Below are 26,550 nucleotides of genomic sequence, written 5' to 3'. Positions count from 1 at the left end.
GCCCTGGGGAAAAGATGGATTTTTTTAGCACGCAGAACATTCTGGTTCATATACCGATTGGTGCAGGTGGCTATGACCTGTCATGGATTGAAGCCGTAGGCACGCTGGCGGGTTTGCTCTGTATCTGGCTGGCAAGCCTGGAGAAGATCAGCAACTACGCGTTCGGGCTGATTAACGTTACGCTGTTTGCGATTATCTTCTTTCAGATCCAGCTGTACGCCAGCCTGCTTTTGCAGCTGTTCTTCTTCGCCGCCAATATTTACGGCTGGTATGCCTGGTCCCGGCAGAACAGCCAGCAGGAGGCTGAGCTGCAGATCCGCTGGCTGCCCTTGCCGAAAGCCATCGCCTGGTTCGTTGCGTGCGTCGTCGCCATTGGTTTAATGACCGTCTACATCAACCCGGTGTTTGCATTCCTGACCCGCATTGCTGTTTCAGTCATGTCCGCTATGGGCCTGAATGTGGCGATGCCAGAGCTTCAGCCGGATGCCTTCCCGTTCTGGGATTCCTGCATGATGGTGCTGTCGATCGCGGCGATGGTCCTGATGACCCGTAAATACGTTGAGAACTGGCTGCTGTGGGTGATTATCAACGTCATCAGCGTGGTGATTTTTGCGCTGCAGGGCGTCTATGCGATGTCGCTGGAATATCTGCTGCTGACCTTCATTGCCCTGAACGGCAGCAGGATGTGGATCAAGAGCGCGCATGAGCGAGGCTCACACGCGCTTTCCAGCTAATGGTGATGATGATGTGAATGGTCGGACTGCGCCTCGTTAAGGTGGCAGTCCGGCCCGCTACAGGGCTGATACTCCATCTGGATGGTGGCGTGGCCAATCTCATAGTGGTGCTCAAGAAAGTGCTGGATGCGCTCAAGCAGCGCATCGTGGTCATGAGGTGGGATCACCTGAACGTGCAGCGTCATGACCGGTTTTTCACCCACCAGCCAGACGTGAACATGGTGAACGTTACGCACTTCCGGGACTGTACGGCGCAGGTTGCGCTTCAGCTCGTCAATGCCCATCGATGCCGGTGCCCCTTCCAGCAGTTCATTCACGCTCTCCTTCAGCAGTCGCCAGGCGCTGCGTAAGACCAGACACGACACCAGCACGGAGAGAATCGGGTCGACAGGCGTCCAGCCTGTGTAGAGGATCACCAGCGCAGCGACAATCGCTCCGACTGAGCCGAGTAAATCCCCCAGCACGTGCAGAGCCGCAGCGCGCACGTTGAGGTTCTTTTCCCCGCTGCCGCGGTGCAAAATCCAGAACGCCAGAATATTTGCCAGCAGCCCCGCCACGGCAATGACCATCATTGTTGTCCCGGCGATCGGCTGCGGGTGCCTGAAGCGCTGTACGGCCTCCCAGACGATAAGAACAGTAATAACCACCAGCGCGATGGCGTTAACAAACGCGGCAAGGGTGGTCAGCCTCAGCCAGCCGAAAGTGTGGCGCGCATTAGGAGGACGACGGGCAAACTGCACCGCCAGCAGGGCGAAAAGAAGCGCTGCGGCATCGGTCAGCATGTGTCCGGCATCAGCCAGCAGCGCCAGCGAGCCGGAGACCAGGCCGCCAATGACCTCGATAACCATAAATGTGGCCGTAACGCCGAAGGCCAGCATCAGTCGTTTTGCATTGTCATTGCCGGGAGAAGATGAGGGTGAGTGGGTGTGCGCCATGTCTGCTTTCCTGATTCGTTATTATTTTAGTGTAGCGTTTTTAACAGGTTACTCCAAAAAGAAAGGAGAGCCTGGGCTCTCCTTTCGCATTTAACGCATCAAGAATTATTGGGTTGTGCCATCGGTTTTAGTGTTGGCGTCATTACCCACTTTGTCGTTCGGATCCGGGCACTTGCCGTCCTTACACATCGAGTTCTTGTGAACCTCATCCGAACTCATATTGTCATGATTCATGGTACCGGAAGCGCTACCGTTCGGATGCAGCATGGTACCGCCGGTATTGGTGTTGCCGGTATTGATCTGGCTGTTATCGACATTATTTGGGGCGATATTCTGTTTCGCATCAGGAGCGGGCTGGCCTGCTGCGGCGGCCGCATTCGCATCGCCGTTGCTGTCTGAAGCACCCGTTTCTGCGGCCAGGACGCTGCCGCTGGCAAGGGTGAGTGTGGCAGTCAGGAAGAGGGTGGTCAATTTTGTCATTTTCATGATGGTGCTCCTGTTCTTGTCGTTACGCTGGATAACATTCTCCAACAGTGCATCTTTTCAGAGGCGAAAGATTCCGCCTTACGGACTTTCGTCAGTAGGGAATCGCGTTTAAGCGTTTAAAAATGGTTGTTACAGTTAAAAAGCTTAGGTTAGATCTCATTTTTCGCTATTTTGTGGCGATTTTTAGGCGAATTCCAGGAATTATCTGCGTGAAGTGTAAAACCGTGTTTACACTTCCTGGTCGACAAGATAGATTGAAAGGATTGCTTTCATTACTAAAGATATGGCAGAGCTGGAAAGAAAATGAATTATCAGAACGACGATTTACGCATTAAAGAGATCAATGAGTTATTACCTCCTGTAGCACTCCTTGAGAAATTCCCCGCCACTGAAAATGCCGCAAACACGGTTTCTCATGCTCGTAAAGCGATCCACAAGATCCTGAAAGGTAATGACGATCGTCTTCTGGTGGTGATTGGCCCGTGTTCTATTCACGATCCTGCTGCGGCAAAAGAGTACGCGGCAAAACTGCTCCTGCTGCGCGAAGAGCTGAAGGGCGAGCTGGAAATTGTGATGCGCGTCTATTTTGAAAAGCCGCGTACCACCGTGGGCTGGAAAGGGCTGATTAACGATCCGCACATGGATAACAGCTTCCAGATCAACGATGGACTGCGCATTGCCCGCAAGCTGCTGCTGGAGATCAACGACAGCGGCCTGCCTGCGGCCGGTGAGTTCCTGGATATGATTACGCCACAATACCTGGCAGACCTGATGAGCTGGGGCGCTATTGGGGCGCGCACCACCGAATCTCAGGTGCACCGCGAGCTGGCGTCCGGTCTCTCTTGCCCGGTGGGCTTCAAAAACGGCACTGACGGCACCATTAAGGTGGCTATCGACGCCATCAACGCCGCGGGTGCGCCGCACTGCTTCCTGTCCGTGACCAAATGGGGCCACTCCGCCATCGTTAACACCAGCGGGAACGGTGACTGCCATATCATTCTGCGCGGCGGTAAAGAGCCAAACTACAGTGCAAAACATGTGGCAGAGGTGAAGGCCGGGCTGGAAAAAGCGGGGCTGCCACCGCAGGTTATGATCGACTTCAGCCATGCCAACTCCAGCAAGCAGTTTAAAAAACAGATGGAAGTCGGGGCAGACGTCTGTCAGCAGATTGCCGGTGGTGAGAAGGCGGTGATCGGGGTGATGATTGAAAGCCATCTGGTTGAAGGGAACCAGAACCTGGAAGGCAGCGAACCGCTGGTGTATGGCAAGAGCGTCACCGATGCCTGCATCGGCTGGGACGATACCGACACCATCCTGCGTCAGCTGGCGAATGCGGTAAAAGCGCGTCGCGGCTGAGTTCTCTCGCAAAAATAAAAAAGCGCGGAAGGCTCCGCGCTTTTTTTATATCTGGCGAAAATTACTTCGCTTTACCCTGGTTCGCCACAGCCGCTGCTTTCGCTGCGATCTCGTCCGCGTTACCCAGATAGTAATGTTTGATTGGCTTGAAGTTTTCGTCGAACTCATACACCAGCGGTACGCCGGTTGGGATGTTCAGTTCGAGAATTTCGTCTTCACCCATGTTGTCCAGGTATTTCACCAGCGCACGCAGGGAGTTACCGTGAGCGGCGATGATCACGCGCTCGCCGCTTTTCAGGCGTGGCAGAATGGTTTCGTTCCAGTAAGGCACCACGCGGTCGATGGTCAGCGCCAGGCTCTCGGTGGTTGGCAGCTCAGCGTCGGTCAGTTTCGCGTAGCGCGGGTCGTGGCCTGGATAGCGCTCGTCATCTTTGGTCAGCTCTGGCGGGGTTACCGCGAAGCCGCGACGCCACTGCTTAACCTGCTCGTCGCCGTATTTCTCAGCGGTTTCCGCTTTGTTAAGACCCTGCAGCGCACCGTAGTGACGCTCGTTCAGTTTCCAGGATTTCTCTACCGGCAGCCAGGCCTGATCCAGTTCATCCAGCACGTTCCACAGGGTGTGGATGGCACGTTTCAGCACAGAGGTGTAAGCAAAATCAAAGCTGAAGCCTTCTTCCTTCAGCAGTTTACCCGCTGCTTTTGCTTCGCTTACGCCTTTCTCGGACAGATCAACGTCGTACCAACCGGTAAAGCGGTTTTCGTTGTTCCACTGGCTTTCGCCGTGACGCACCAGGACCAGCTTAGTTACAGCCATATCTTACTCCTCAAGCATTTTAGAATGATAACAATTCTCATTATATTGCCGTGGCCGTGCCACCAGCAACGCTTAACACTAACCATAGCGAAAATAGTCTCTGAGTGTAAGATGCTTGTGAATTCAGGGTTATGATTTTGTCTGCGATCGGCGCTATTTTCAGCAAGAGGCGCAGAAAAAAGCCCTCCGGGGGGGAGGGCGGGAAATTAATGTGAAATAAAATGGTATTCCGTTACGCTCACGTACTCTTCACCCGGGCGCAGCACGCAGTCCGGCTGCGGCCATTCCGGATGGTTTGGGCTGTCCGGCAGGAACTCGCTCTCCAGCGCCAGTCCTTGCCAGTCGCTGTACTCATCGTGTTCGCGCGCCGTCGTGCCGCCGAGGTAGTTGCCTGAGTAAAACTGCAGGGCAGGGGCGGAGGTATACACCGTCATCTGCAGTTTCTCATCCGCAGACCAGACCTGCGCGGCAGGCTGTTTCACGTCGCCCTTTGCCTGCAGCAGAAACGCGTGATCGTAACCTTTTACCTTGCGCTGATCGTCATCGCTCAGGAAATCCTCGGCGATAACCTTAGCGCTGCGGAAATCAAAGCTGGTCCCGCTCACGTCTTTGAGGCCCTGATACGGAATGCCCATCTCGTCAACCGGCAGATACGCATCCGCCAGGATCTGCAGCTTGTGGTTGCGCACGTCGCACTGGTTACCGTCCAGGTTGAAATACGCATGGTTAGTCAGGTTAACCGGGCACGGCTTATCGACCGTCGCACGGTATTCAATGGCAATACGGTTATCGTCCGTCAGCGTAAAGCGCGCGGACGCGGTAAGGTTCCCCGGGAAGCCCTGATCGCCATCAAGCGAATCCAGCGAGAACAGCACTTCGCCGTCGTTTTGACGAACGATCTTCCAGCGGCGCTTATCAAACCCGTCCGGGCCGCCGTGCAGTTGGTTTTCGCCCTGGCTTGGCAGCAGGGGGTACTGCACGCCGTCGAGTTCAAAACGGCTCTTCGCGATGCGGTTAGCATAGCGCCCCACGGATGCGCCCAGATAGGCAGACTGATTAACGTACTGCTCGGGCGAGGCGCAGCCCAGCAGGGTTTCGCGCACGCTGCCGTCCGGCATCGGTACACGGGCAGAAAGAAGGGTCGCACCCCAGTCCATCAGCGTAACCACCATCCCCGCGCTGTTGCGCAGGGTTAACAGGCGATACGGCAGTCCATCCGGTGCGAGGGTAGGCGTTTCGTTTAGCACTGTCCGGCTCCTTGTGATGCTTTACATACATAGAAGGTTTCTTTGATACCTGTTTTCGCTTCGTACTGCTTCGCCACGGCGTCCTGGACGGCAGGGACCAGCTCTTCAGGCACCAGCGCGACGATGCAGCCACCAAAACCGCCGCCCGTCATGCGCACGCCACCTTTGTCGCCAATAACCGCTTTGACGATGTCCACCAGGGTGTCGATCTGCGGAACGGTGATCTCAAAATCATCGCGCATGGAGGCGTGAGATTCCGCCATCAGCTCACCCATTCGCTTCAGGTCGCCTTTCGCCAGCGCGGAGGCGGCTTCAACGGTACGGGCATTTTCGGTCAGCACGTGACGCACGCGTCTGGCGACAACCGGATCCAACTCATGCGCCACTTTGTTAAATTCATCAAGCGTTACGTCGCGCAGGGCAGGCTGCTGGAAGAAGCGCGCGCCGGTTTCACACTGCTCGCGGCGGGTGTTGTACTCACTGCCCACCAGCGTGCGTTTAAAGTTGCTGTTGATGATCACCACGGCCGCGCCTTTTGGCAGCGGAACAGCTTTGGTGCCAAGCGAACGGCAGTCAATCAGCAGCGCGTGCTCTTTTTTACCGAGCGCGGAGATCAGCTGGTCCATAATGCCGCAGTTGCAGCCCACAAACTGGTTTTCCGCTTCCTGACCGTTCAGGGCAATTTGCGCCCCGTCCAGCGGCAGATGATACAGCTGCTGGAAGACGGTTCCCACGGCCACTTCGAGCGAGGCCGACGAGCTTAAGCCCGCACCCTGCGGCACGTTGCCGCTGATGACTAAATCGGCGCCACCAAAATTCTTGTTGCGCTTCTGCAGATGCTTCACCACGCCGCGCACGTAGTTAGACCACTGCTGGCTGTCGTGCGTCACAATCGGAGCATCAAGGGAAAACTCGTCCGTCTCATTACCGTAATCCGCCGCAATCACGCGGACTTTACGGTCGTCGCGCTTTGCACAGCTGATGATCGTCTGGTAATCAATGGCGCACGGCAGCACGAAACCGTCGTTGTAGTCGGTGTGTTCACCGATCAGGTTAACGCGGCCTGGCGCCTGAATAACGTGGGTGGCAGGGTAGCCAAATTTCTCAGCAAACAGGGATTGTGTTTTATCTTTCAGACTCATTTTTTTAGACTCCTGATTCGCGATAGTGGACGTCGCTGACGGCACGCAGACGTTCTGCCGCCTGTTCCGCCGTCAGGTCACGCTGGGTTTCCGCCAGCATTTCATAGCCCACCATGAATTTACGCACCGTCGCGGAGCGCAGCAGCGGCGGATAGAAATGGGCGTGCAGCTGCCAGTGCTGATTATCCTCACCGTTAAACGGTGCGCCGTGCCAGCCCATGGAGTAGGGGAAGGAGCACTGGAACAGGTTGTCGTAACGGCTGGTCAGCTTTTTCAGCGCCAGCGCAAGGTCATCACGCTGCGCGTCGCTGAGATCGGTAATGCGCTGAACGTGCGCTTTCGGCAGCAGCAGCGTTTCGAACGGCCAGGCGGCCCAGTAAGGCACGACCGCCAGCCAGTGTTCGGTTTCCACGACGGTACGGCTGCCGTCGGCCAGCTCGCGCTGAGTGTAGTCCACCAGCATAGGTGAGCCGTTTTCTGCGAAATAGGTTTTTTGCAGACGGTCCTCACGCTCGGCTTCGTTGGGCAGGAAGCTGTTCGCCCAGATTTGGCCGTGCGGATGCGGGTTAGAGCAGCCCATCGCCGCGCCTTTATTTTCGAATACCTGCACCCACGGGTAGCTCTGCCCCAGCTCAGCGGTTTGCGCCTGCCAGGTGCTGACCACCTCTTTCAGGGCGTCAACGCTCAGCTCCGGCAGCGTTTTGCTGTGATCGGGCGAGAAGCAAATGACGCGGCTGGTACCGCGCGCGCTTTCGCAACGCATCAGCGGGTCGTGGCTCGCGGGCGCGTCCGGGGTGTCTGTCATCAGGGCGGCAAAATCGTTGGTAAACACGAAGGTGCCTTTGTAGTCCGGGTTTTTATCCCCGGTCACGCGCGTGTTGCCCGGACAGAGGAAGCAGTCCGGGTCGTGCTGTGGCAGCGTCTGTTTTGCAGGCGTCTCCTGCGCCCCCTGCCAGGGGCGCTTGGCGCGATGCGGAGAGACCAAAATCCATTGCCCGCTTAGCGGGTTAAAACGACGATGCGGATGATCGACGGGATTAAACGAAGTCATGAAGGATCCTTAGTCCGGATAACCCTGCGGGTGGCGAGACTGCCAGTGCCAGGTATCCTGTGCCATTTCATCAAGCGTGCGGGTGACACGCCAGTTAAGCTCTTTGTCGGCTTTGGAGGCATCGGCCCAGTAAGCCGGAAGATCGCCTTCGCGACGCGGCGCGAAGTGGTAGTTCACCGGCTTACCGCAGGCTTTGCTGAAGGCGTTGACCACGTCCAGCACACTGCTGCCGACCCCGGCGCCGAGGTTGTAAATATGCACGCCCGGCTTGTCAGCCAGCTGCTGCATGGCCGCAACGTGGCCGTCTGCTAAATCCATCACGTGAATATAGTCACGCACGCCGGTACCGTCTTCGGTCGGGTAGTCATTGCCAAAAATCGCCAGCGAGTCGCGGCGACCCACGGCCACCTGGGCGATGTACGGCATCAGGTTGTTCGGGATACCCTGCGGATCTTCACCCATGTCTCCAGAAGGATGCGCGCCAACCGGGTTGAAGTAGCGCAGCAGCGCGATGCTCCACTCTGGCTGGGCTTTTTGCAGGTCGGTCAGGATCTGTTCCACCATCAGCTTGCTTTTTCCGTACGGGCTTTGCGGCGTGCCGGTCGGGAAGCTTTCCACGTAAGGGATTTTTGGCTGATCGCCATAGACGGTGGCGGAGGAGCTAAAGATAAAGTTTTTGACGTTCGCCGCGCGCATGGCGGAGATCAGACGCAGGGTGCCGTTGACGTTGTTGTCGTAATACTCAAGCGGTTTCGCAACGGATTCACCAACCGCTTTCAGACCCGCGAAGTGGATCACCGCTTCGATGGCGTGGTCGTGAAGGATCTCGGTCATCAGCGCTTCGTTGCGGATGTCGCCTTCCACGAAGGTCGGCTGTTTACCGCCAAGACGTTCAATCACCGGCAGCACGCTGCGCTTACTATTGCACAGGTTGTCGAGGATGATCACATCGTGACCATTTTGCAGCAGCTGCACACAGGTATGACTTCCTATGTAACCGCTACCACCTGTTACCAGAACTCGCATAATTCGCTCCATTGGGCCTATGGTATGTAATAACCATAGCATAACAGAGACGCGAAAAGTGTGACATGGGATAAAATAGTGGAATCGTTTACACTCGTTTTCATACTCACTTTTTTGATGACTCAGAGCATTCTAGATCAAAGAGATAGGGATGTATTGATGCAAGTTATCTGAAAAGAGGAGGGCAATGCCCTCCATGGTTACTCGAGGTTGCTGAGAAGGTAGCGATAACCCTCGCCGCAGGCGACAAACTCAAGGCGATGGGTGATACAGGCGGGGGCATCTTCGGCATGGTGTGAAACGAACAGCAGTTGCGTTTCGCCTTCGCCAATCAGCACGTCCACAAAGCGGCGGACCAGCTGTCGGTTAAGCGGATCGAGTCCCTGAAGCGGCTCGTCCAGAATTAACAGCGTCGGGTGTTTTACCAGCGCGCGTACGATCAATGCCAGGCGCTGCTGCCCCCACGACAGGCTATGAAACGGCGCGTCAGCGACCCGGCTGTCCATGCCCAAAATATCCAGCCACTGCTGGGCCAGCTTATGCTGTTTGTCCGACACCGCCTGATAAATGCCGATGGAATCAAAATACCCGGAAAGGATCACGTTCCGTACCGTAGTACTGACCCGGTAATCCAGGTGCAGGCTGCTGCTGACGTAGCCAATGTGCTTTTTGATATCCCAGATGGTTTCGCCGCTGCCGCGACGGCGGCCAAATAGCGTCAGATCGTTGCTGTAGCCCTGCGGGTGATCGCCGGTTACCAGGCTCAGCAGCGTGGATTTCCCCGCACCGTTGGGGCCGACAATCTGCCAGTGTTCGTCAGGATTGACCGTCCAGCTGAGGTGATTCAGGATCGGTCGTTCGTCATAGGAGACGACGCCATCGCGCAGGACGATAAGCGGCTGTCGGGGATCGAGACCGTGGCGTGCTGCCGGCGCGTCGGGATCCGGCAGCGCAATGCCCGCCATTTTTTCGCTGTGCGCAAGCTGGGCAATCAGCGCCTGCCTGAGCAGCGTGGATTTTTCCCCGGTTTCGATCAGGCTACAGTCTGCCAGCACGCCCGCGTTCTGCACGAAATCAGGAATTTCGTCAAAGCGGTTCAGCACCAGTACGATCATATAGCCTTCCTGGTTCAGCGAGCCCAGCAGGGCAGCCAGCTGGGCGCGGGAGTGAACATCCAGCCCGTCAAAGGGCTCATCCAGAATCAGCAGCTCCGGCTGCCCCATGAGCGCCTGACACAGCAGCGTTTTTCGCGTCTCGCCGGTAGAGAGGTACTTAAAGCGCCGGTTCAGCAGCGCGGAAATGCCAAACTGTTCAGCCAGATGCTGGCAGCGGGCGGGATCTTTCACCTCATCCTGAATAATTTCTGCCGCTGTGCGGCCAGTGTCTTCTTCGCCAGGACTGAGTAAATCGGTGTTGTTGCGCTGCCATTCGTCACTGACCAGCTTTTGCAGCTGTTCAAAGGAAAGGCGCTTCAGGCGCGTGAAATCGCTACGGCATTCGCCTTTAAGAAAGGGAAGCTCTCCGGCCAGCGCGCGGGCCAGCGCGGATTTACCGCTGCCGTTAGTACCGACAAACGCCCAGCTTTCACCCGCGCGTATTGTTAGATCGGCAATCCTCAGCGTTCGGGTATCGCTAAGACGAAACGTGCCTTGCGAAATATGCAATGATGACATGATTTATCCCATTTTTTGCAGCAACAGCTGTCAGGGATACGCACTGTCGACGCGATTGTCAATGCGCTCAGCACAATGTGGCGATAATCACCCGGTCCGCGTTGAAATATGCGGTGACGACAGCACCTTCTTCTAAACCGTCCGCCTCGCTGAGCGGGACCGTGGCGCAAAGCATTTGCCCGTCAGCCAGGGGCATCAGCACCTCGCACTGCTCCTTGCCGCGTTCGATATGGCTGATGGTGCCCCGCAGTTGATTATCGGCGGTCCTGGCCTTGTCCGGGTCGCGCGTGATATTGACCCACGGTGCTTTCAGCAGCACCAGCACCTCTTTGCCTTCATCCAGCTCAAGGCGCTCTGCGCTCTGGGCCGTTATCGCCGCTTTCAGACGGGTGGCACCATCGGCAAGCAGGATCTCAATATGCTGCTGTACCTGGAGATTGTCGCGCGCCGTCACCGTTCCAAACCACTGGTTGCGGGCGCTGGTTTGTAACGAGAAGCGGGAAATGGCGGCCAGCAAACTGTCCAGCGGAACGTTATCGTCGTCGCTCAGGACATCAAACGCTTTTTGCTGGATCTGGGCCAGAAGATCGTAAAGCTGAATCAGTCGCTGGCCGTAGCGCGTGACGACCGCACCTCCACCGCCTTTTCCGCCAGTGGCTCTGTCCACCAGCGGATGCTCGCTCAGGGTGTTCATGTCATTGATGGCATCCCAGGCGCTTTTATAGCTAATACCGGCGTTTTTTGCCCCCTGGCTTATTGAGCCGGTTTGTTCTATTTGTTTAAGCAGGGCCATGCGTCTGGGGTCGGCGAAAAGCTTTTGCTGAAGTCGGAGAGTAAGAAGGATTTCGGCCTGCATAACAGTGTCCTGGCAAAAAGGCTATTGTGACCCAAATGGTGCAGGGCGCAAAGCGCACCGCACAAAAGGGGATGTTTTTCTTACTTTTCAGGGTAGAATAAGCCATTCACAAAATCTGGAGAAAACCATGTTAGAGTTGTTGAAAAGTCTGGTATTCGCCGTGATCATGGTACCAGTAGTGATGGCCATCATCCTCGGTGCCATCTACGGCCTGGGTGAAGTGTTCAACGTCTTTTCGAACATTGGTCACAGAGACCGGGCGAAAAAGCAGCATTAATTTCCCACAAAACGCCCGGCTTGCCCGGGCGTTTTGCTCTCAAGTTTTTCTTCTTTTTACCGATATTCTTTAAGTACCAGGCCTGCTTACCCCTTGAGCGGTAGGATTTAGCGCTGGGATCTCCCTGAAGATATCGTTATATTAATATGTATATAACGATACTCACAGGAGCAATAAATGGCACGTTTATGGGTACGCCTTTTCGCAGGGGCAACGCTGACGCTTTCACTTACCGGACACGCGCTGGCGGACGAAGGGAAAATCACGGTCTTTGCTGCGGCGTCGTTGACCAACGCGATGCAGGATATCGCGGCGGCGTATAAAAAAGAGAAAAACGTCGAGGTAGTCTCCTCTTTTGCGTCTTCCTCTACGCTGGCACGGCAGATAGAAGCGGGCGCACCGGCGGATCTGTTCATCTCTGCTGACCAGAAGTGGATGGATTACGCGGTGGAGAAGAAAGCCATCGACGCGGCAACCCGCGAAACGCTGCTCGGCAATAGCCTTGTTGTTGTTGCACCGAAGGCCAGTGCGCAGGGTGATATCACCATCAACAACGCGACAAACTGGACTCGCCTGCTGAACGGTGGGCGTCTGGCGGTGGGTGACCCGGAACACGTCCCGGCCGGGATTTACGCCAAAGAAGCGCTGCAAAAGCTGGGTGCATGGGAGACCCTGTCACCGAAACTGGCTCCGGCGGAAGATGTGCGCGGCGCGCTGGCGCTGGTGGAGCGTAACGAAGCCCCGCTGGGGATTGTATATGGCTCCGATGCCGTTGCCAGCAAGGGCGTGAAGGTGGTTGGCACCTTCCCGGAAGACTCCCACAAGAAAGTGGAATATCCTGTGGCGATTGTTGATGGACATAAAAATGCGACCGTGACGGCCTTCAGTGATTATCTGAAAGGACCCGAAGCGTCCGCAATCTTTAAACGTTATGGATTTACGACTCACTGATGATATTGACCGATCCTGAATGGCAGGCTGTTCTGCTGAGCCTTAAAGTCTCTTCCCTGGCGGTTGCGCTGAGTTTGCCCTTTGGGATCTTCTTTGCCTGGCTACTGGTTCGCTATCAGTTTCCCGGCAAAGCGCTGCTCGACAGCGTACTTCATCTTCCTCTCGTTTTGCCGCCCGTGGTGGTTGGTTATCTGCTGTTGATTTCGATGGGGCGACGCGGTTTCATTGGCGAGAAGCTCTACGACTGGTTTGGGCTGACGTTTGCCTTTAGCTGGCGCGGTGCGGTGCTGGCGGCCGCGGTCATGTCATTCCCGCTGATGGTCAGAGCGATCCGCCTCGCGCTGGAAGGGGTGGATATGAAGCTCGAACAGGCGGCCCGCACGCTGGGTGCCGGGCGTTGGCGCGTCTTTTTCACCATCACGCTCCCGCTGACGCTACCGGGCATTATTGTCGGGACGGTGCTGGCGTTCGCTCGCTCGCTGGGCGAGTTTGGTGCCACCATCACGTTTGTGTCGAACATTCCCGGCGAGACGCGGACCATTCCGTCGGCCATGTATACCCTGATTCAGACGCCGGGGGGGGAAGGTGCCGCAGCGCGACTGTGCATCATCTCCATCGTGCTAGCCCTGGTTTCTCTGCTGGTCTCTGAATGGCTGGCTAGGCTGAGTCGCGAGCGGATGGGGAAATAACGATGCTGGAACTGAATTTTACCCAAACGCTGGGCAATCACACCCTGACGCTTAACGAGACGCTGCCTGCTAGCGGCATCACCGCCATATTTGGCGTGTCAGGGGCGGGGAAAACGTCTCTGATTAATGCCATCAGTGGCCTGACGCGCCCGCAGTCAGGGCAGATTGTCCTCAATGGCCGCGTCCTGAATGACGTGGAGAATAAGATTTACCTCTCGCCGGATAAACGCCGCATCGGCTATGTTTTCCAGGACGCGCGCTTGTTCCCGCACTACAGCGTGCGCGGCAACCTGCGCTACGGCATGGCGAAAAGCATGGCCGGGCAGTTTGATAAGCTGGTGACGCTTTTAGGCATTGAACCTCTGCTCGACAGGCTGCCGTCCTCGCTCTCCGGCGGAGAAAAACAGCGCGTGGCCATTGGCCGCGCGTTGCTGACCGCTCCCGAGCTGCTGCTGCTGGACGAACCGCTGGCCTCGCTGGATATCCCCCGCAAGCGCGAGCTTCTGCCTTACCTGCAGCGTCTCGCCCGCGAAATTAATATTCCCATGCTCTACGTCAGCCATTCACTGGATGAGATCCTCCATCTGGCCGATAAAGTGCTGGTGCTGGAAGAGGGCAGCGTGAAGGCCTTCGGCAACCTGGAAGAGGTGTGGGGCAGCAGCGTGATGCACCCGTGGCTGCCGAAAGAGCAGCAGAGCAGTATTCTGAAGGTCAGCGTGCTGGAGCACCATCCGCACTACGCAATGACCGCCCTGGCGCTGGGCGACCAACATCTGTGGGTCAATAAGATCGACAAACCGTTACAGTCCGCGCTGCGTATTCGCATTCAGGCGTCGGACGTTTCACTGGTGCTGCAGCCGCCGCTGCAAACCAGTATTCGAAATATTCTGCGCGCCAAAGTCGCGGAGTGTTTTGATGATAACGGGCAGGTGGAAGTGAAGCTTGAGGTCGGCAGCAGGACGCTCTGGGCGCGCATCAGCCCGTGGGCCAGGGATGAGTTAGGCATCAAGCCCGGCCTGTGGCTTTACGCGCAAATCAAGAGCGTCTCGATCACCGCCTGATTACAGCAGGTGGGTATAAATATACTGCGCGATGCTGTCGGTGGTGTTGTCGCCAATCACCACGTTGGCGCGCGCTTTCACCGCATCATCCGCATTGCCCATCGCCACGCCCGTGCCTGCTGCTTCCAGCATGCTGATGTCGTTGTAGTTATCGCCGAAGGCAATCACATCCTGCATCGATCCGCCCTGTGATTCGACAAACTGCGTCAGGCGCTTGCCTTTGCTGTTGCCCTTGCGGGCGATATCGACCTGATCGTGCCAGGACCATTCGCACTCCAGGCCCAGCGCCTCCTCGACGTGTTTCGCGAAGGTATTCAGTTTGGTGGTGTCTTCATCCGTCAGGGCAAACTTCCAGATAGCCTCAACGTCCTGGGCGGCCTGACGAAGGGAGGAAACCTGGGTAAAGACCGGACGCTGCGCTTCAGGCAGGGACAACGCCCAGTTGCTGGTGCGCACAACGTGGCCGGTTGGGCGCTCGTACACCATCGCGTTATCCACATACATCAGGCCGTGAACGTCATGCTCATCCAGCAGATCAATCAGTTGCAGCGCCTGGGGAACCGGCAGCGGGTCGGAGGCTAAAACCTTTTTTGCCTGATAATCATACAAATAAGTGCCATTACAACAAATTGCAGGTGTATCTAATGCCAGTGCCTGATAAAAAGGATGAATGGCAACGTGATGTCGACCCGTTACGATAAGGAGTTGATATCCCACTTCCTGCGCGCGTTTAAGCGCTTCAAGGGAGGAGGGGAGCAGGGTTTTTTGAGGGGTAAGTAATGTTCCGTCTAAATCCAGTGCAATCACACGCGAGGTCATTTGTTCTTCCGGGTTAATGTTGAATTTTAGGTCTCAGGGGATGGTACACCGAGAGTAAATGGCTGCAAAATTCCTGGCTAAAATTCAGCATTCACCGTTAAAAATAATCACTTTCACGTGCAGTGAGGAAAGGAGTATTCATGAAACAAACCGTTTATACCGCCAGTCCTGAAAGTCAGCAGATCCACGTCTGGCGTTTGAATGCAGAAGGTTCGCTCACGCTGGTTCAGGTTGTTGATGTTCCGGGGCAGGTACAGCCAATGGTCGTCAGCCCGGATAAACGTTTTCTCTATGTTGGCGTGCGCCCTGAGTTCCGGGTGCTGGCCTACCGCATCTCGCCGGACGATGGCGCACTGACCTACACCGCCGAAGCACCGCTGCCGGGCAGCCCGACTCACATTTCTACCGATCGTAAAGGACGCTTCATTTTTAGCGGCTCTTACAATGCTGGTTGCGTCAGCGTGACCCGTCTTGACGACGGTATTCCGGTAGAAACTGTCGACGTGGTGGAAGGGCTGGAAGGCTGCCATTCGGCGAATATCTCCCCGGACAACCGCACGCTGTGGGTGCCTGCGCTGAAGCAGGATCGCATCTGCCTGTTTACCCTGAGCGATGATGGTCACCTGGTGGCGCAGACGCCTGCCGAAGTGACTACCGTTGAAGGTGCCGGTCCGCGTCATATGGTTTTCCACCCGAACCAGCAATATGCCTATGTGGTAAATGAACTGAACAGCTCGGTTGACGTGTGGGAGCTAAAAGATCCAAACGGTCAGATTGAGTGCGTTCAGACGCTGGATATGATGCCGTCTGACTTCTCCGACACCCGCTGGGCGGCGGATATCCACATCACGCCGGATGGCCGTCATCTGTACGCCTGCGACCGTACCTCCAGCCTGATTACCGTCTTCAGCATCTCTGAAGATGGCAGCGTGCTGGCCATTGAAGGCTTCCAGCCAACGGAGACCCAGCCGCGCGGCTTTAATATCGATCACAGCGGTAAATACCTGATTGCGGCGGGGCAGAAGTCTCACCACATCGCGCTGTATGAAATCAAAGGCGAGCAGGGGCTGCTGGAAGAGAAAGGACGCTATGCGGTCGGCCAGGGGCCGATGTGGGTGGTCGTTAACGCTCACTAAGCGGCTTAAAACAAAAAACCTCGCAAATGCGAGGTTTTTTTATGCCCGGTGGTAGCCGGGTGAGCACATAGAAAAGAAACCAACACATTCATAATAATGGCGGGCCTCAGGTCTGTAAACCGGCTGAAAAGGAAGGTATCGACAATGGGCTCGCCCGTATGTAGTTATGTCTTTTTGATTTAATGAGTTAGGCAGTTTGTCTTTATATATTCCTAATTCCCCTACAACTGTTTTTATGTACAGCATTGAGTTGATATACTCCTTTTCGTTGGTTCGATGTGTTGCAGTTCCGCAATTCAGGATCCGTTTCAAGTCCTGGCTGTCGGGTGGTGCCGCCAGTGCCTTAACTGCGGAGCACATAGAAATGAAGCCAACACACCTCTGGTGACAGGCAGCGGAAAGGTAAATCAGGGGAGAAGTGCTCTATACCAAAGGAGTGGCGTATGAGCGGTGTGGAATGGGCAATTCTGTTCCTGCAACTCATGGTTGCGATTATGCAACTATTGGATGCGTATCTTAAGTTTGGTGCCTGACGTATCCAGTCGCAGTAAAAAGGGGGATTAACATCCCCCTTTTACTCTGATCTTACTGCTTAGGCTCAGCAACCACGTTGCTACCCAGACCGCGGTTGTTGTATTCCCACATGCGGTTGAAGTTAGCGTCGTTCAGGTTGCGCTGCACGTTCCCTTTATCGTCCACCGCACCGGTATTGCCGGAGAATGGACGTTTGGAGATTGCGGCACCAGCCCACGGCTTCGCCATGTTAAAGCCTTCGTTGATCACGCTGTCGCGGATAACGACCTGGCCGTTGGTAGCAGAGTCCACGTCCAGCGAGCGGCCCAGCTGTGCCACACCGTCACCGGCGGCGTTGAAGCGGCTGTTGACGGCCAGGAAGCCGTAGAACAGGTTAGACTGGGTTGCCGGAGCAAACACATAGCCTTCCTGCTGGGTACGGGAATTCACTACGCGGAAATCGGTGTTATCAAACACCACCGCGCCGCGACCGGACACCAGATCCACGTCACCTTCAACGTAGCTGTTGGTCACCAGCGTACGGGTCAGACGGTTGTTCTGCAGCGTGTTCTGTACGCCGCTGTTGGTCACGAAGAAGGTGTTCTGACGGCCCAGAATGTTGACGTTGTTAATCTGCACCTTATCGCCATCGCTACGCAGCGCCACGGCCTGGTGGTTACCGGCATCCACGCTGTCACCCAGGGTATTCTGGATGGTCAGGTTCTGCAGCTGCAGGCCATTATTCTGAGACCAGAAGACCGCTGAGCACATCACGCCAACGGTGGCGGAACGCTTGCTCTGGCAGTTATCAAACATATACCACGCCGGTTTACCCGGCATGTATTTACCGGCCGGGTTCACCAGGTGACGCCAGGTATTGCTGTCGATTTCGGAATCAATCGCCAGGCCAATTTTTACGTCGATCGCTTTTTCGCCCAGACCGTAAAGCGTGATGCTGCCAGGTGCCGCCGGAACATACACGGTACCTTCATATTCGCCAGGCAGGATCGCGATGTACTGGCGAGACGCGCTGTGTTTAGTGATAGCAGCATCAACCGCAGCCTGAATAGAGGTATGCGTTACGCCCTGCGCACCCGCCGGGCCAACCACGAAGTCAGGCTGTTTAGGCAGGTTAATAGAAGACGGTGTCCACGGCGCAGCGTTAGGATCCATCGCCGAGAAGTAGTGCGCGCGGTCGAAATTCTTCGCTTCATCCGCGGACAAAATCGGGCGGGAGGCGGTACCGGGCGCAACCTGCTCAGAAGGACGCTGATCCGGTGGTGTTGAACTGCATGCGGATAAGGTCACGCCAAAGGCGAGCGCTAACGCCAGACGGGAAATCCTGGAAATGTTCAAGGTGAAGCTCCTGGGTATGCAAGTCTTTACGGGATAGACGAAATAGCCTGCTTTTTTATACTAAGTTGAGCGAAACGGGAAGATAAAAAGGGTAAAAGTTGCATTTTTAGCCCTGGAGCGACGGGTAAGTGATCACAAATAAATAACATTTTCCCTGAATGCGGTTGACAGCAGACGATGGATGCAAATAAATGTCTATACAACCCATGACAAGTGGAATGCCCCATGCAGCTTCATCCTGACGATGTTATATGGCGAAATGCGCGCCTGGCAACAATGGCTCCCGATGCGTCCGCACCGTATGGCCTGAAAGAGCAGCACGCGCTGGTCGTGCGCGGTCAAACCCTTCTGGCCGTGGTTCCTGAATCTGACCTTCCTTCCGGACACCGTCACAGCGTCGATCTTCAGGGACGTCTGGTCACGCCAGGCCTGATTGACTGCCATACCCATCTGGTGTTCGGTGGCGACCGCGCGGCGGAGTGGGAGCAGCGTCTGAACGGCGTCTCTTACCAGACCATCAGCGCGCAGGGGGGCGGAATTAATGCCACCGTGACGGCGACGCGCAGCAGCTCCCCCGAAACCCTGCTTAAGCTGGCGCAGCAGCGGCTCCAGCGTCTGATGAATGAAGGTGTGACGACCGTTGAAATCAAATCGGGATACGGGCTAAACGCCGAAGCCGAAGAGAAGATGCTGCAGGTTGCCCGCCAGCTGAGCCTCAATAACCCGATCGATATCAGCCCAACGCTGCTGGCCGCGCATGCGGTCCCGGCGGAATACCGACAGGATCCGGATGCGTACCTCACGCTGGTCTGCGAGCAAATCCTGCCCGCGCTGTGGCAGAAAGAGTTATATGAAGCGGTAGATGTGTTTTGTGAAAACGTCGGCTTTACCCCGTCGCAAACCGAGCGCCTCTTCCAGGCTGCCGCCGAGCTGGGTATCCCGGTGAAAGGGCATGTCGAGCAGCTGTCGAATCAGGGCGGCGCGGCGCTGGTCAGCCGGTATAAAGGGCTATCGGCCGATCATATTGAATATCTCGACGACGCAGGCGTTCAGGCGATGGCGCAAAGCGGTACGGTTGCGGTACTGCTCCCCGGCGCGTTCTATTTTCTGCAGGAGCGCCAGCGTCCGCCGGTTGAACAGCTCAGAAAACAAGGGGTGCCGATGGCCGTTGCCACCGACTATAACCCCGGCACCAGCCCGTTTGCCAGCCTGCACCTGGCGATGAACATGGCCTGCGTCCAGTTTGGCCTCACCCCTGAAGAGGCCTGGGCTGGCGTCACGCGCCATGCCGCGCAGGCGCTGGGCCGTGGCGCAACCCACGGGCAGCTGCGGGCAGGGTTTGTCGCTGATTTTATCGTCTGGGATGCTCACCATCCGGTTGAGATGGTCTACGAGCCGGGACGCAATCCGCTATATCAACGTATTTTTCGTGGGGAGGCTGTATGAGGTTATGGCGGCCCGTAGCCGATACGGTCTGGCAGGGGCGCGACGACAGCGCCGAGGCCAGCAATGCAACGCGTATTTTCCAGACGATAAAGCAGCAGGGGCAGTTCACGCCGCTTTCATCCGGCATCGCGATGGTAGGATTCGAGTGCGATGCCGGGGTTAAACGCAATCAGGGCAGGCCTGGCGCCGCGGTCGCTCCTGATGTTTTGCGCAAAGCGCTGGCAAATATGGCAAGCCATCAGGGACACGAGCGGCTGGCGGACATGGGCTCGGTGTACGTTGAAGGCGATGAGCTTGAAGCCGCACAACGGGCGTTAAGCGATGCCGTCACGGCCTGCCAGCAGTCCGGAATGCGCACGCTGGTCTTTGGCGGCGGGCACGAAACCGCCTGGGCGCACGGCCGGGGGGTTCTGGATGCGTTCCCTGGCGAACGCGTGGCGGTGATAAACCTTGACGCGCATCTTGACCTGCGCAAGGCAGAACGGGCGACGTCCGGTACCCCGTTTCGTCAGCTGGCGCACTACTGCGATGAGCGCGGGCGTGAATTTCAGTACGCCTGCTTTGGGGTGAGTCGGGCGGCGAACACGCAGGCACTTTGGGATGAGGCCCATCGCCTGAAAGTCACGCTGGTGGAAGATCTTCATTTCAGGCGCGAGGCACTCTCGGTGCTGGAAAAGGTGCTGGCACAGGCCGATCGTGTCTACCTGACAATCGACCTTGACGTCCTGCCCGCCAGCGAGATGCCTGCTGTTTCCGCTCCGGCCGCGTTAGGGGTTCCGGCGCTGGATCTGCTACCGGTTATTGAACAAATCTGTCGCAGCGGTAAGCTACAGGCCGCCGATCTGGTAGAGTTTAACCCGCAGTACGATCGGGACGGACAGGGCGCTAAGCTCGCCGCCCGTCTGGCCTGGCAAATTGCTCACTGGTGGGCATAACAACATTCAAGGAGTCATGATGTTTTCACGCTCGCCCCTGCCGCAGTCGAGCCCTCCCGCGCCTTTTTACGAAAAGGTGAAGCAGGCGATCAGCGAAAAAATCGCCGCCGGCGTCTGGCGACCACACGACCGTATTCCGTCTGAGGCGGAGCTGGTGGCGCAGTTTGGCTTTAGCCGAATGACCATCAACCGCGCACTGCGTGAACTGACCGATGAAGGGCTGCTGGTGCGTTTGCAGGGCGTCGGAACCTTTGTCGCCGAGCCAAAAGGACAGTCGGCGCTGTTTGAAATCCGCAGCATCGCGGACGAAATTGCCGCACGAAATCATCAGCACCGCTGCGAAGTGCTGGTGCTGGAAGAGACACAGGCCAGCCCCGAGCAGGCCGTAGAATTGAACGTCAAAGAAGGCAGCCGTATCTTCCACTCCGTGATGGTGCATTTCGAAAATGACATCCCGGTGCAGATTGAAGATCGCTGCGTGAACGCTGAACGGATCCCGGACTATCTGAACCAGGATTACACCCACACCACGCCGCACGCGTATCTCTCGCTCGTCGCCCCGCTCACGGAAGGGGAGCACATTGTGGAAGCGGTGCGCGCCGCGCCGCAGGAGTGCGAGCTGTTGCGCATCAAAGAGCACGATCCGTGCCTGCTGATACGCCGCCGGACCTGGTCATCGTCGCACATTGTGTCGCATGCCCGACTGCTATTCCCGGGGAACCGTTACCGGCTGCAGGGCCACTTTATGTCATAAGTTTTATAAGCGTGATCGCTAACGCAATATAACAAAATTGTATCTTTTTTGTTAAATACGACCTTGTGTGTGCTTGTCTATACAAGTATATCTAAATGCATCATCTGTCCCTTATGAGGAGCACACAATGTCGTCAGGTAAATACCGCCAGCAGGATATCCGCGCCGCGCGCGGCACCACGCTTACCGCTAAATGCTGGCTCACCGAAGCCCCGCTGCGCATGTTGATGAACAACCTTGATCCTGAGGTGGCGGAAAACCCCCACGAGCTGGTGGTCTACGGCGGCATAGGCCGCGCCGCGCGCAACTGGGAATGCTATGACGCAATTGTAAAATCCCTGACCGAACTCGAAAACGACGAAACCCTGCTGGTGCAGTCCGGCAAGCCGGTTGGCGTATTTAAAACCCACAAGAACGCGCCGCGCGTGCTGATCGCCAACTCTAACCTCGTGCCGCACTGGGCCACCTGGGAGCACTTCAACGAACTCGATGCGAAAGGGCTGGCGATGTACGGCCAGATGACCGCCGGCAGCTGGATCTACATCGGCAGCCAGGGGATTGTGCAGGGCACCTACGAAACCTTCGTGGAAGCCGGTCGCCAGCACTACAACGGCTCGCTGAAAGGCCGCTGGGTACTCACCGCCGGTCTGGGCGGTATGGGCGGCGCGCAACCGCTGGCCGCCACGCTGGCCGGTGCCTGCTCGCTGAACATTGAGTGTCAGCAGAGCCGTATTGATTTCCGCCTGCGTACCCGTTACGTCGATGAACAGGCCGATAACCTTGATGACGCGCTGGCGCGCATCAAAAAATACACCGCTGAAGGTAAAGCGGTGTCGATTGCCCTGTGCGGCAACGCGGCCAATATCGTTCCTGAACTTGTTGCCCGCGGCGTGCGTCCGGATCTGGTCACCGACCAGACCAGCGCCCACGATCCGCTGCACGGTTACCTGCCAAAAGGCTGGACGTGGGAAGAGTATCAGCAAAAAGCGGAGACCGACCCGGAAGGTACGGTACTCGCCGCGAAACGCGCTATGGCCGAGCACGTCTCCGCGATGCTGGCCTTCAGCCAGATGGGCATTCCGACCTTTGACTACGGCAACAACATCCGCCAGATGGCGAAAGAGATGGGCGTGAATAACGCCTTCGACTTCCCGGGCTTCGTGCCTGCCTATATTCGTCCGCTGTTCTGCCGCGGCATCGGCCCGTTCCGCTGGGTGGCCCTGTCCGGCGATCCTGAAGATATCTACAAAACCGACGCCAAAGTGAAGGAGATCGTCGCAGACGACGAACACCTGCACCACTGGCTGGATATGGCCCGCGAGCGCATCAGCTTCCAGGGCCTGCCGGCGCGTATCTGCTGGGTGGGACTGGAGAGGCGGCAAAAGCTCGGCCTGGCCTTCAACGAAATGGTGCGCAGCGGTGAAGTCACCGCGCCGATCGTCATTGGCCGTGACCACCTGGACTCCGGCTCCGTCGCCAGCCCTAACCGTGAAACCGAAGCCATGCGCGACGGCTCGGATGCGGTCTCCGACTGGCCGTTGCTGAACGCCCTGCTGAATACCGCCAGCGGCGCGACCTGGGTATCACTGCATCACGGCGGCGGTGTTGGGATGGGCTTCTCCCAGCACTCCGGGATGGTCATCGTCTGCGACGGAACCGATGAAGCCGCCGCGCGTATCGCCCGCGTGCTGCACAACGACCCGGCCACCGGCGTGATGCGTCACGCGGATGCGGGTTACGAGATTGCCATTGATTGTGCCAAAGAGCAGGGGCTGAACCTGCCGATGATCCCTGCCACACAAGGAAAGCATAAATGAACGCCTTAACTCTCACTCCGGGCTCGCTGACGCTCAAACAGCTGCGTAACGTCTGGCGTAAACCGATCACCCTTTCACTTGATGAAAGCGCCCACGCCGCGATAAACGACAGCGTCGCCTGCGTGGAAGCCATCGTTGCCGAAGGGCGCACCGCCTACGGGATCAACACCGGTTTTGGCCTGCTGGCACAGACCCGCATCGCCACGCACGATCTGGAAAACTTACAGCGTTCGCTGGTGCTGTCACATGCGGCGGGCGTGGGTCAGCCGCTGGACGATGAGATTGTCCGTCTGATGATGGTCCTCAAAATCAACAGCCTGGCGCGCGGTTTCTCGGGCATCCGCCTGAGCGTCATCCAGGCGCTGATGGCGCTGGTGAACGCGGAAGTCTATCCATGGATCCCGGCAAAAGGTTCCGTCGGCGCCTCCGGTGACCTCGCGCCGCTGGCGCACATGTCGCTGCTGCTGCTCGGCGAAGGCAAAGCGCGCTGGCAGGGCGACTGGCTTCCTGCGAAAGAGGCGCTGAAAAAAGCCGGATTAACGCCAATTACGCTGGCGGCGAAAGAGGGGCTGGCGCTGCTGAACGGCACGCAGGCATCGACTGCTTTCGCGCTGCGCGGCCTGTTTGAAGCGGAAGATCTGTTTGCCTCGGCGGTGGTGTGCGGTGCGCTGACCACCGAAGCCGTGCTGGGCTCGCGTCGCCCGTTCGATGCCCGCATCCACGAGGTGCGCGGTCAGCGCGGGCAGATTGATGCCGCCGCGATGTACCGCCACGTGCTTACTGATACGAGTGAGATTGCGGATTCACACCATAACTGCGAGAAGGTGCAGGATCCGTATTCCCTGCGCTGCCAGCCGCAGGTGATGGGCGCATGCCTGACGCAGCTGCGCCAGGCGGCAGAGGTGCTGCTGGTGGAGGCCAACGCGGTCTCCGACAACCCGCTGGTATTTGCCCAGGAAAACGAGGTGGTATCCGGAGGCAACTTCCACGCTGAGCCGGTGGCGATGGCGGCGGATAATATCGCCCTGGCGATTGCCGAAATCGGCGCGTTATCCGAGCGCCGCATTGCGCTGATGATGGATAAACATATGTCCCAGCTGCCGCCGTTCCTGGTGCGTAACGGCGGGGTGAACTCGGGCTTTATGATTGCCCAGGTGACCGCGGCGGCGCTGGCAAGCGAGAACAAAGCCCTGTCGCACCCGCATAGCGTGGACAGCCTGCCAACCTCGGCGAACCAGGAAGATCACGTCTCGATGGCACCGGCTGCCGGGCGTCGTCTGTGGGAGATGGCCTCAAACACCCGCGGCGTGCTGGCGGTGGAGTGGCTGGCGGCAAGTCAGGGTATCGATCTGCGCGAAGGGCTAAAATCCAGCCCGCTACTGGAGCAGGCGCGCCAGGAGTTGCGCGAGCACGTTACGCACTACGATGACGACCGCTTCTTTGCGCCGGATATTGATAAGGCGATGCAGCTTCTGGAAGAAGGAAGGCTTGTAGGACTGCTACCGTCGGTGCTGTGATTTTATGCCCGGTGACGCTGCGCTTACCGGGCCTACGAGTACGAAATGTAGGCCGGGTAAGGCGTAGCCGCCACCCGGCTTTTTTTACGAATACATCGCCGTAATCGACGCGCTGCCCAGCGAATGGAAATGCACGTTAAACCCTACCATTGCGCCGCTCGCCCCTTCATCGACCTCAATCTTCTCCACATCCAGCGCGTGCACGGTGAAGATATAGCGGTGGGTTTCCCCTTTTGGCGGCGCCGCGCCGCCGTAGCCCGCTTTGCCAAAGTCAGTGCGCGTCTGAATGGCGCCTTCAGGCAGGGCAACCAGATCGGAGCCGGAACCCTGCGGCAGCACGCGCGTGTCGGCGGGCAGGTTTGCCACGATCCAGTGCCACCAGCCCGACCCGGTTGGCGCATCCGGATCGTAGCAGGTCACGACAAAACTTTTGGTTCCCGCTGGCACATCGTCCCACGCCAGATGGGGAGAGATATTATCCCCCTGATAACCCATCCCGTTAAACACGTGACGTTCCGGCAGCTTTTCGCCGTCGCGCAAATCTTTACTTATGATTTTCATCCGATTTCCCTCGTTACTCACTCATTCAAAAAGTGTAACGCATGGGGTTAAATCGTGAAATGCGCGGGAATGTTAACAGCTGTAACGACCGCGTCGGTTAATTTACGCAGCTGCTCCGGTGTGATGCTGTACGGCGGCATCAGATAGATAAGCTTGCCGAAAGGCCGCACCCAGACACCCTGCTCAACGAAGAAGCGCTGCAGCGCCGCCATGTTCACCGGGTGGGTGGTTTCAATCACCCCGATGGCACCCAGCACGCGCACGTCGGCCACGAAATTCGCACCCGAGGCGGCGCTCAGCGCGTCTTTCAACTGCGCCTCAATCGCTGCGACCTGCGTCTGCCACTCGCCGCTCTCCAGAATGGCGAGGCTTTCGCTTGCGACGGCGCAGGCCAGCGGGTTGCCCATAAACGTCGGGCCGTGCATAAAGCAGCCCGCCTCGCCGTCGCTGATGGTGTCGGCAACCTGGCGGGTGGTGAGGGTGGCGGAAAGCGTCATGGTGCCGCCGGTCAGCGCTTTGCCCAGACACAGAATATCCGGCGCAATCCCCGCGTGTTCGCAGGCAAACAGCTTGCCGGTGCGGCCAAAGCCGGTGGCAATTTCATCGGCAATCAGCAGAATGCCCTCACGGTCGCACATCCTGCGAATGCGCTTCAGCCATTCCGGATGGTACATCCGCATTCCACCTGCGCCCTGCACAATCGGCTCCAGGATCACGGCGGCGATGTCATGGCGATGCGCCGCCATCAGCCGCGCAAAGCCCACCATGTCCATCTCGTTCCACTCGCCGTCGAAACGGCTCTGGGGGGCCGGGGCAAACAGGTTTTCCGGTAGATAGCCCTTCCACAGGCTGTGCATGGAGTTGTCCGGATCGCACACCGACATCGCCCCGAAGGTATCCCCGTGATAGCCGTTGCGGAAGGTGAGGAACCGCTGTCGCGTTTCGCCCTTCGCGTGCCAGTACTGCAGCGCCATTTTCATCGCCACTTCCACCGCCACCGAGCCGGAATCTGCCAGGAAGACACATTCCAGCGATTCGGGCGTCATTACCACCAGGCGACGGCATAAATCCACCGCGGGCTGATGGGTGATGCCGCCGAACATCACGTGCGACATCTGGTCAATCTGCGCCTTCATCGCCGCATTCAGGCGCGGATGGTTGTACCCGTGAATCGCCGCCCACCAGGAGGACATCCCGTCAACGAGCCGTTCGCCGCTGGCGAGGTGTAGCTCGCAGCCGTGGGCCGAGGCCACCGGATAGACGGGAAGGGGGCGGGTGGTGGAGGTGTAAGGGTGCCAGATATGCTGCTTGTCGAAGGCGAGATCGTCCTGGGTCATAATCGACTTGTAAACCATTTTGAAAAGTTTTAGGTTTACGAGTATAAACCGAACCGACAATT

26 protein-coding genes are annotated in these 26,550 nt (G+C 57.4%); 13 read left to right on the top strand and 13 right to left on the bottom strand.

Going from position 1 to position 26,550, the window contains the following annotated elements:
* The first annotated feature begins 14 nt into the window (after nt 1-14).
* Nucleotides 15-734, top strand: a complete 720-nt coding sequence (gene pnuC, locus D5066_RS03435; RefSeq protein ID WP_080327863.1) for a nicotinamide riboside transporter PnuC — start codon at nt 15-17, stop codon at nt 732-734.
* Here pnuC and zitB read toward each other — a convergent pair.
* Nucleotides 731-1,669, bottom strand: coding sequence for a CDF family zinc transporter ZitB (zitB, locus tag D5066_RS03430; RefSeq protein WP_119915072.1), 939 nt, complete (start codon nt 1,667-1,669; stop codon nt 731-733). The two genes, pnuC and zitB, sit on opposite strands and share 4 nt — an antisense overlap.
* Nucleotides 1,670-1,774: 105 nt before the next feature.
* A complete protein-coding gene (locus D5066_RS03425; RefSeq protein ID WP_119915071.1) occupies nt 1,775-2,155 on the bottom strand; it encodes a protein YbgS in 381 nt (126 codons plus the stop codon).
* Nucleotides 2,156-2,458: 303 nt separating this feature from the next.
* Here D5066_RS03425 and aroG point away from each other — a divergent pair, with 303 nt between their 5' ends.
* Complete coding sequence (aroG, locus tag D5066_RS03420) at nt 2,459-3,511, top strand: 3-deoxy-7-phosphoheptulonate synthase AroG (protein WP_119915070.1); 1,053 nt, start codon at nt 2,459-2,461, stop codon at nt 3,509-3,511.
* Between the two features lie 61 nt (nt 3,512-3,572).
* On the opposite strand, the gene gpmA is transcribed toward aroG, so the two are convergent.
* The 7 genes from gpmA to modE all read right to left on the bottom strand — a co-directional run bounded on the left by gpmA (nt 3,573) and on the right by modE (nt 11,320).
* Nucleotides 3,573-4,325 carry a 2,3-diphosphoglycerate-dependent phosphoglycerate mutase gene (gpmA, locus tag D5066_RS03415; protein WP_015367652.1) on the bottom strand — a complete coding sequence of 251 codons (753 nt, stop codon included), beginning with the start codon at nt 4,323-4,325 and terminating at the stop codon, nt 3,573-3,575.
* Between the two features lie 206 nt (nt 4,326-4,531).
* The gene (gene galM, locus D5066_RS03410) at nt 4,532-5,572 is read right to left on the bottom strand and encodes a galactose-1-epimerase (protein WP_119915069.1); all 1,041 of its coding nucleotides are present in this window, start codon (nt 5,570-5,572) and stop codon (nt 4,532-4,534) included.
* The gene (gene galK / locus D5066_RS03405; RefSeq protein ID WP_119915068.1) at nt 5,566-6,714 is read right to left on the bottom strand and encodes a galactokinase; all 1,149 of its coding nucleotides are present in this window, start codon (nt 6,712-6,714) and stop codon (nt 5,566-5,568) included. The genes galM and galK overlap by 7 nt, the downstream gene beginning before the upstream one ends.
* A 4-nt stretch (nt 6,715-6,718) precedes the next feature.
* On the bottom strand, nt 6,719-7,765 hold the full coding sequence (galT, locus tag D5066_RS03400; RefSeq protein ID WP_119915067.1) for a galactose-1-phosphate uridylyltransferase: 1,047 nt from the start codon (nt 7,763-7,765) through the stop codon (nt 6,719-6,721).
* A gap of 9 nt (nt 7,766-7,774) precedes the next feature.
* Nucleotides 7,775-8,791, bottom strand: a complete 1,017-nt coding sequence (galE, locus tag D5066_RS03395) for a UDP-glucose 4-epimerase GalE (protein WP_080327857.1) — start codon at nt 8,789-8,791, stop codon at nt 7,775-7,777.
* Nucleotides 8,792-8,991: 200 nt separating this feature from the next.
* Nucleotides 8,992-10,464 (bottom strand): molybdate ABC transporter ATP-binding protein ModF, encoded by a 1,473-nt coding sequence (modF, locus tag D5066_RS03390; protein WP_119915066.1) that lies wholly within the window; start codon nt 10,462-10,464, stop codon nt 8,992-8,994.
* A gap of 67 nt (nt 10,465-10,531) precedes the next feature.
* The gene (gene modE, locus D5066_RS03385; RefSeq protein WP_119915065.1) at nt 10,532-11,320 is read right to left on the bottom strand and encodes a molybdenum-dependent transcriptional regulator; all 789 of its coding nucleotides are present in this window, start codon (nt 11,318-11,320) and stop codon (nt 10,532-10,534) included.
* A gap of 127 nt (nt 11,321-11,447) precedes the next feature.
* Between modE and D5066_RS03380 the strand changes: the two genes are divergently transcribed.
* The 4 genes from D5066_RS03380 (at nt 11,448) to modC (ending at nt 14,298) form a co-directional block, all read left to right on the top strand.
* Nucleotides 11,448-11,597, top strand: a complete 150-nt coding sequence (locus D5066_RS03380) for an AcrZ family multidrug efflux pump-associated protein (protein WP_013097516.1) — start codon at nt 11,448-11,450, stop codon at nt 11,595-11,597.
* Nucleotides 11,598-11,774: 177 nt separating this feature from the next.
* Nucleotides 11,775-12,548, top strand: coding sequence for a molybdate ABC transporter substrate-binding protein (gene modA, locus D5066_RS03375; RefSeq protein WP_119915064.1), 774 nt, complete (start codon nt 11,775-11,777; stop codon nt 12,546-12,548).
* Entirely contained in the window at nt 12,548-13,237 is a 690-nt protein-coding gene (gene modB / locus D5066_RS03370) for a molybdate ABC transporter permease subunit (protein WP_119915063.1), read from the top strand. Before modA ends, modB begins: the two co-directional genes overlap by 1 nt.
* Nucleotides 13,238-13,239: 2 nt before the next feature.
* Nucleotides 13,240-14,298, top strand: coding sequence for a molybdenum ABC transporter ATP-binding protein ModC (gene modC, locus D5066_RS03365; RefSeq protein ID WP_119915062.1), 1,059 nt, complete (start codon nt 13,240-13,242; stop codon nt 14,296-14,298).
* Here the strand turns inward: modC and D5066_RS03360 are convergent, their stop codons facing one another.
* Nucleotides 14,299-15,117 carry a pyridoxal phosphatase gene (locus tag D5066_RS03360; protein ID WP_119915061.1) on the bottom strand — a complete coding sequence of 273 codons (819 nt, stop codon included), beginning with the start codon at nt 15,115-15,117 and terminating at the stop codon, nt 14,299-14,301.
* A 140-nt stretch (nt 15,118-15,257) separates the two neighbouring features.
* Here D5066_RS03360 and pgl point away from each other — a divergent pair, with 140 nt between their 5' ends.
* The gene (pgl, locus tag D5066_RS03355) at nt 15,258-16,253 is read left to right on the top strand and encodes a 6-phosphogluconolactonase (RefSeq protein WP_080327851.1); all 996 of its coding nucleotides are present in this window, start codon (nt 15,258-15,260) and stop codon (nt 16,251-16,253) included.
* 443 nt (nt 16,254-16,696) lie between these two features.
* Nucleotides 16,697-16,786, top strand: a complete 90-nt coding sequence (gene tisB, locus D5066_RS23215) for a type I toxin-antitoxin system toxin TisB (RefSeq protein WP_023332440.1) — start codon at nt 16,697-16,699, stop codon at nt 16,784-16,786.
* Between the two features lie 52 nt (nt 16,787-16,838).
* Here the strand turns inward: tisB and D5066_RS03345 are convergent, their stop codons facing one another.
* Entirely contained in the window at nt 16,839-18,122 is a 1,284-nt protein-coding gene (locus tag D5066_RS03345; RefSeq protein WP_119915060.1) for a putative acyl-CoA thioester hydrolase, read from the bottom strand.
* Between the two features lie 225 nt (nt 18,123-18,347).
* Between D5066_RS03345 and hutI the strand changes: the two genes are divergently transcribed.
* The 5 genes from hutI to hutH all read left to right on the top strand — a co-directional run bounded on the left by hutI (nt 18,348) and on the right by hutH (nt 24,590).
* The gene (hutI, locus tag D5066_RS03340; protein ID WP_119915059.1) at nt 18,348-19,568 is read left to right on the top strand and encodes an imidazolonepropionase; all 1,221 of its coding nucleotides are present in this window, start codon (nt 18,348-18,350) and stop codon (nt 19,566-19,568) included.
* A complete protein-coding gene (gene hutG / locus D5066_RS03335; protein WP_119915058.1) occupies nt 19,565-20,503 on the top strand; it encodes a formimidoylglutamase in 939 nt (312 codons plus the stop codon). The genes hutI and hutG overlap by 4 nt, the downstream gene beginning before the upstream one ends.
* 19 nt (nt 20,504-20,522) lie before the next feature.
* Nucleotides 20,523-21,257, top strand: a complete 735-nt coding sequence (locus tag D5066_RS03330) for a histidine utilization repressor (RefSeq protein WP_080327847.1) — start codon at nt 20,523-20,525, stop codon at nt 21,255-21,257.
* Between the two features lie 127 nt (nt 21,258-21,384).
* On the top strand, nt 21,385-23,073 hold the full coding sequence (gene hutU, locus D5066_RS03325; protein ID WP_119915057.1) for a urocanate hydratase: 1,689 nt from the start codon (nt 21,385-21,387) through the stop codon (nt 23,071-23,073).
* Entirely contained in the window at nt 23,070-24,590 is a 1,521-nt protein-coding gene (hutH, locus tag D5066_RS03320; RefSeq protein WP_119915056.1) for a histidine ammonia-lyase, read from the top strand. The genes hutU and hutH overlap by 4 nt, the downstream gene beginning before the upstream one ends.
* A gap of 84 nt (nt 24,591-24,674) precedes the next feature.
* Here hutH and D5066_RS03315 read toward each other — a convergent pair whose 3' ends face one another.
* Both D5066_RS03315 and bioA read right to left on the bottom strand, forming a co-directional pair.
* Complete coding sequence (locus D5066_RS03315) at nt 24,675-25,151, bottom strand: kinase inhibitor (protein WP_014831139.1); 477 nt, start codon at nt 25,149-25,151, stop codon at nt 24,675-24,677.
* A gap of 47 nt (nt 25,152-25,198) precedes the next feature.
* The gene (bioA, locus tag D5066_RS03310) at nt 25,199-26,488 is read right to left on the bottom strand and encodes an adenosylmethionine--8-amino-7-oxononanoate transaminase (RefSeq protein WP_419179104.1); all 1,290 of its coding nucleotides are present in this window, start codon (nt 26,486-26,488) and stop codon (nt 25,199-25,201) included.
* Between the last annotated feature and the right edge of the window lie 62 nt (nt 26,489-26,550).

It is taken from the genome of Enterobacter chuandaensis (assembly GCF_003594915.1).
Classification (GTDB): domain Bacteria; phylum Pseudomonadota; class Gammaproteobacteria; order Enterobacterales; family Enterobacteriaceae; genus Enterobacter; species Enterobacter chuandaensis.
Note: the sequence above shows the minus strand (reverse complement) of the source record. Positions and strands in the feature narration are given on the sequence as shown.

Excerpts from the sequence above, each read along its gene's own strand:
- modE (WP_119915065.1), bottom strand. The coding sequence starts at position 11,320 with ATGCAGGCCGAAATCCTTCTTACTCTCCGACTTCAGCAAAAGCTTTTC.
- modC (WP_119915062.1), top strand. The coding sequence starts at position 13,240 with ATGCTGGAACTGAATTTTACCCAAACGCTGGGCAATCACACCCTGACG.
- modF (WP_119915066.1), bottom strand. The coding sequence starts at position 10,464 with ATGTCATCATTGCATATTTCGCAAGGCACGTTTCGTCTTAGCGATACC.
- D5066_RS03360 (WP_119915061.1), bottom strand. The coding sequence starts at position 15,117 with ATGACCTCGCGTGTGATTGCACTGGATTTAGACGGAACATTACTTACC.
- D5066_RS03330 (WP_080327847.1), top strand. The coding sequence starts at position 20,523 with ATGTTTTCACGCTCGCCCCTGCCGCAGTCGAGCCCTCCCGCGCCTTTT.
- hutI (WP_119915059.1), top strand. The coding sequence starts at position 18,348 with ATGCAGCTTCATCCTGACGATGTTATATGGCGAAATGCGCGCCTGGCA.
- hutH (WP_119915056.1), top strand. The coding sequence starts at position 23,070 with ATGAACGCCTTAACTCTCACTCCGGGCTCGCTGACGCTCAAACAGCTG.
- bioA (WP_419179104.1), bottom strand. The coding sequence starts at position 26,488 with ATGACCCAGGACGATCTCGCCTTCGACAAGCAGCATATCTGGCACCCT.
- modB (WP_119915063.1), top strand. The coding sequence starts at position 12,548 with ATGATATTGACCGATCCTGAATGGCAGGCTGTTCTGCTGAGCCTTAAA.
- hutG (WP_119915058.1), top strand. The coding sequence starts at position 19,565 with ATGAGGTTATGGCGGCCCGTAGCCGATACGGTCTGGCAGGGGCGCGAC.
- modA (WP_119915064.1), top strand. The coding sequence starts at position 11,775 with ATGGCACGTTTATGGGTACGCCTTTTCGCAGGGGCAACGCTGACGCTT.
- tisB (WP_023332440.1), top strand. The coding sequence starts at position 16,697 with ATGAGCGGTGTGGAATGGGCAATTCTGTTCCTGCAACTCATGGTTGCG.
- galT (WP_119915067.1), bottom strand. The coding sequence starts at position 7,765 with ATGACTTCGTTTAATCCCGTCGATCATCCGCATCGTCGTTTTAACCCG.
- D5066_RS03315 (WP_014831139.1), bottom strand. The coding sequence starts at position 25,151 with ATGAAAATCATAAGTAAAGATTTGCGCGACGGCGAAAAGCTGCCGGAA.
- pnuC (WP_080327863.1), top strand. The coding sequence starts at position 15 with ATGGATTTTTTTAGCACGCAGAACATTCTGGTTCATATACCGATTGGT.
- galE (WP_080327857.1), bottom strand. The coding sequence starts at position 8,791 with ATGCGAGTTCTGGTAACAGGTGGTAGCGGTTACATAGGAAGTCATACC.
- pgl (WP_080327851.1), top strand. The coding sequence starts at position 15,258 with ATGAAACAAACCGTTTATACCGCCAGTCCTGAAAGTCAGCAGATCCAC.
- galK (WP_119915068.1), bottom strand. The coding sequence starts at position 6,714 with ATGAGTCTGAAAGATAAAACACAATCCCTGTTTGCTGAGAAATTTGGC.
- gpmA (WP_015367652.1), bottom strand. The coding sequence starts at position 4,325 with ATGGCTGTAACTAAGCTGGTCCTGGTGCGTCACGGCGAAAGCCAGTGG.
- zitB (WP_119915072.1), bottom strand. The coding sequence starts at position 1,669 with ATGGCGCACACCCACTCACCCTCATCTTCTCCCGGCAATGACAATGCA.
- aroG (WP_119915070.1), top strand. The coding sequence starts at position 2,459 with ATGAATTATCAGAACGACGATTTACGCATTAAAGAGATCAATGAGTTA.
- hutU (WP_119915057.1), top strand. The coding sequence starts at position 21,385 with ATGTCGTCAGGTAAATACCGCCAGCAGGATATCCGCGCCGCGCGCGGC.
- D5066_RS03380 (WP_013097516.1), top strand. The coding sequence starts at position 11,448 with ATGTTAGAGTTGTTGAAAAGTCTGGTATTCGCCGTGATCATGGTACCA.
- D5066_RS03425 (WP_119915071.1), bottom strand. The coding sequence starts at position 2,155 with ATGAAAATGACAAAATTGACCACCCTCTTCCTGACTGCCACACTCACC.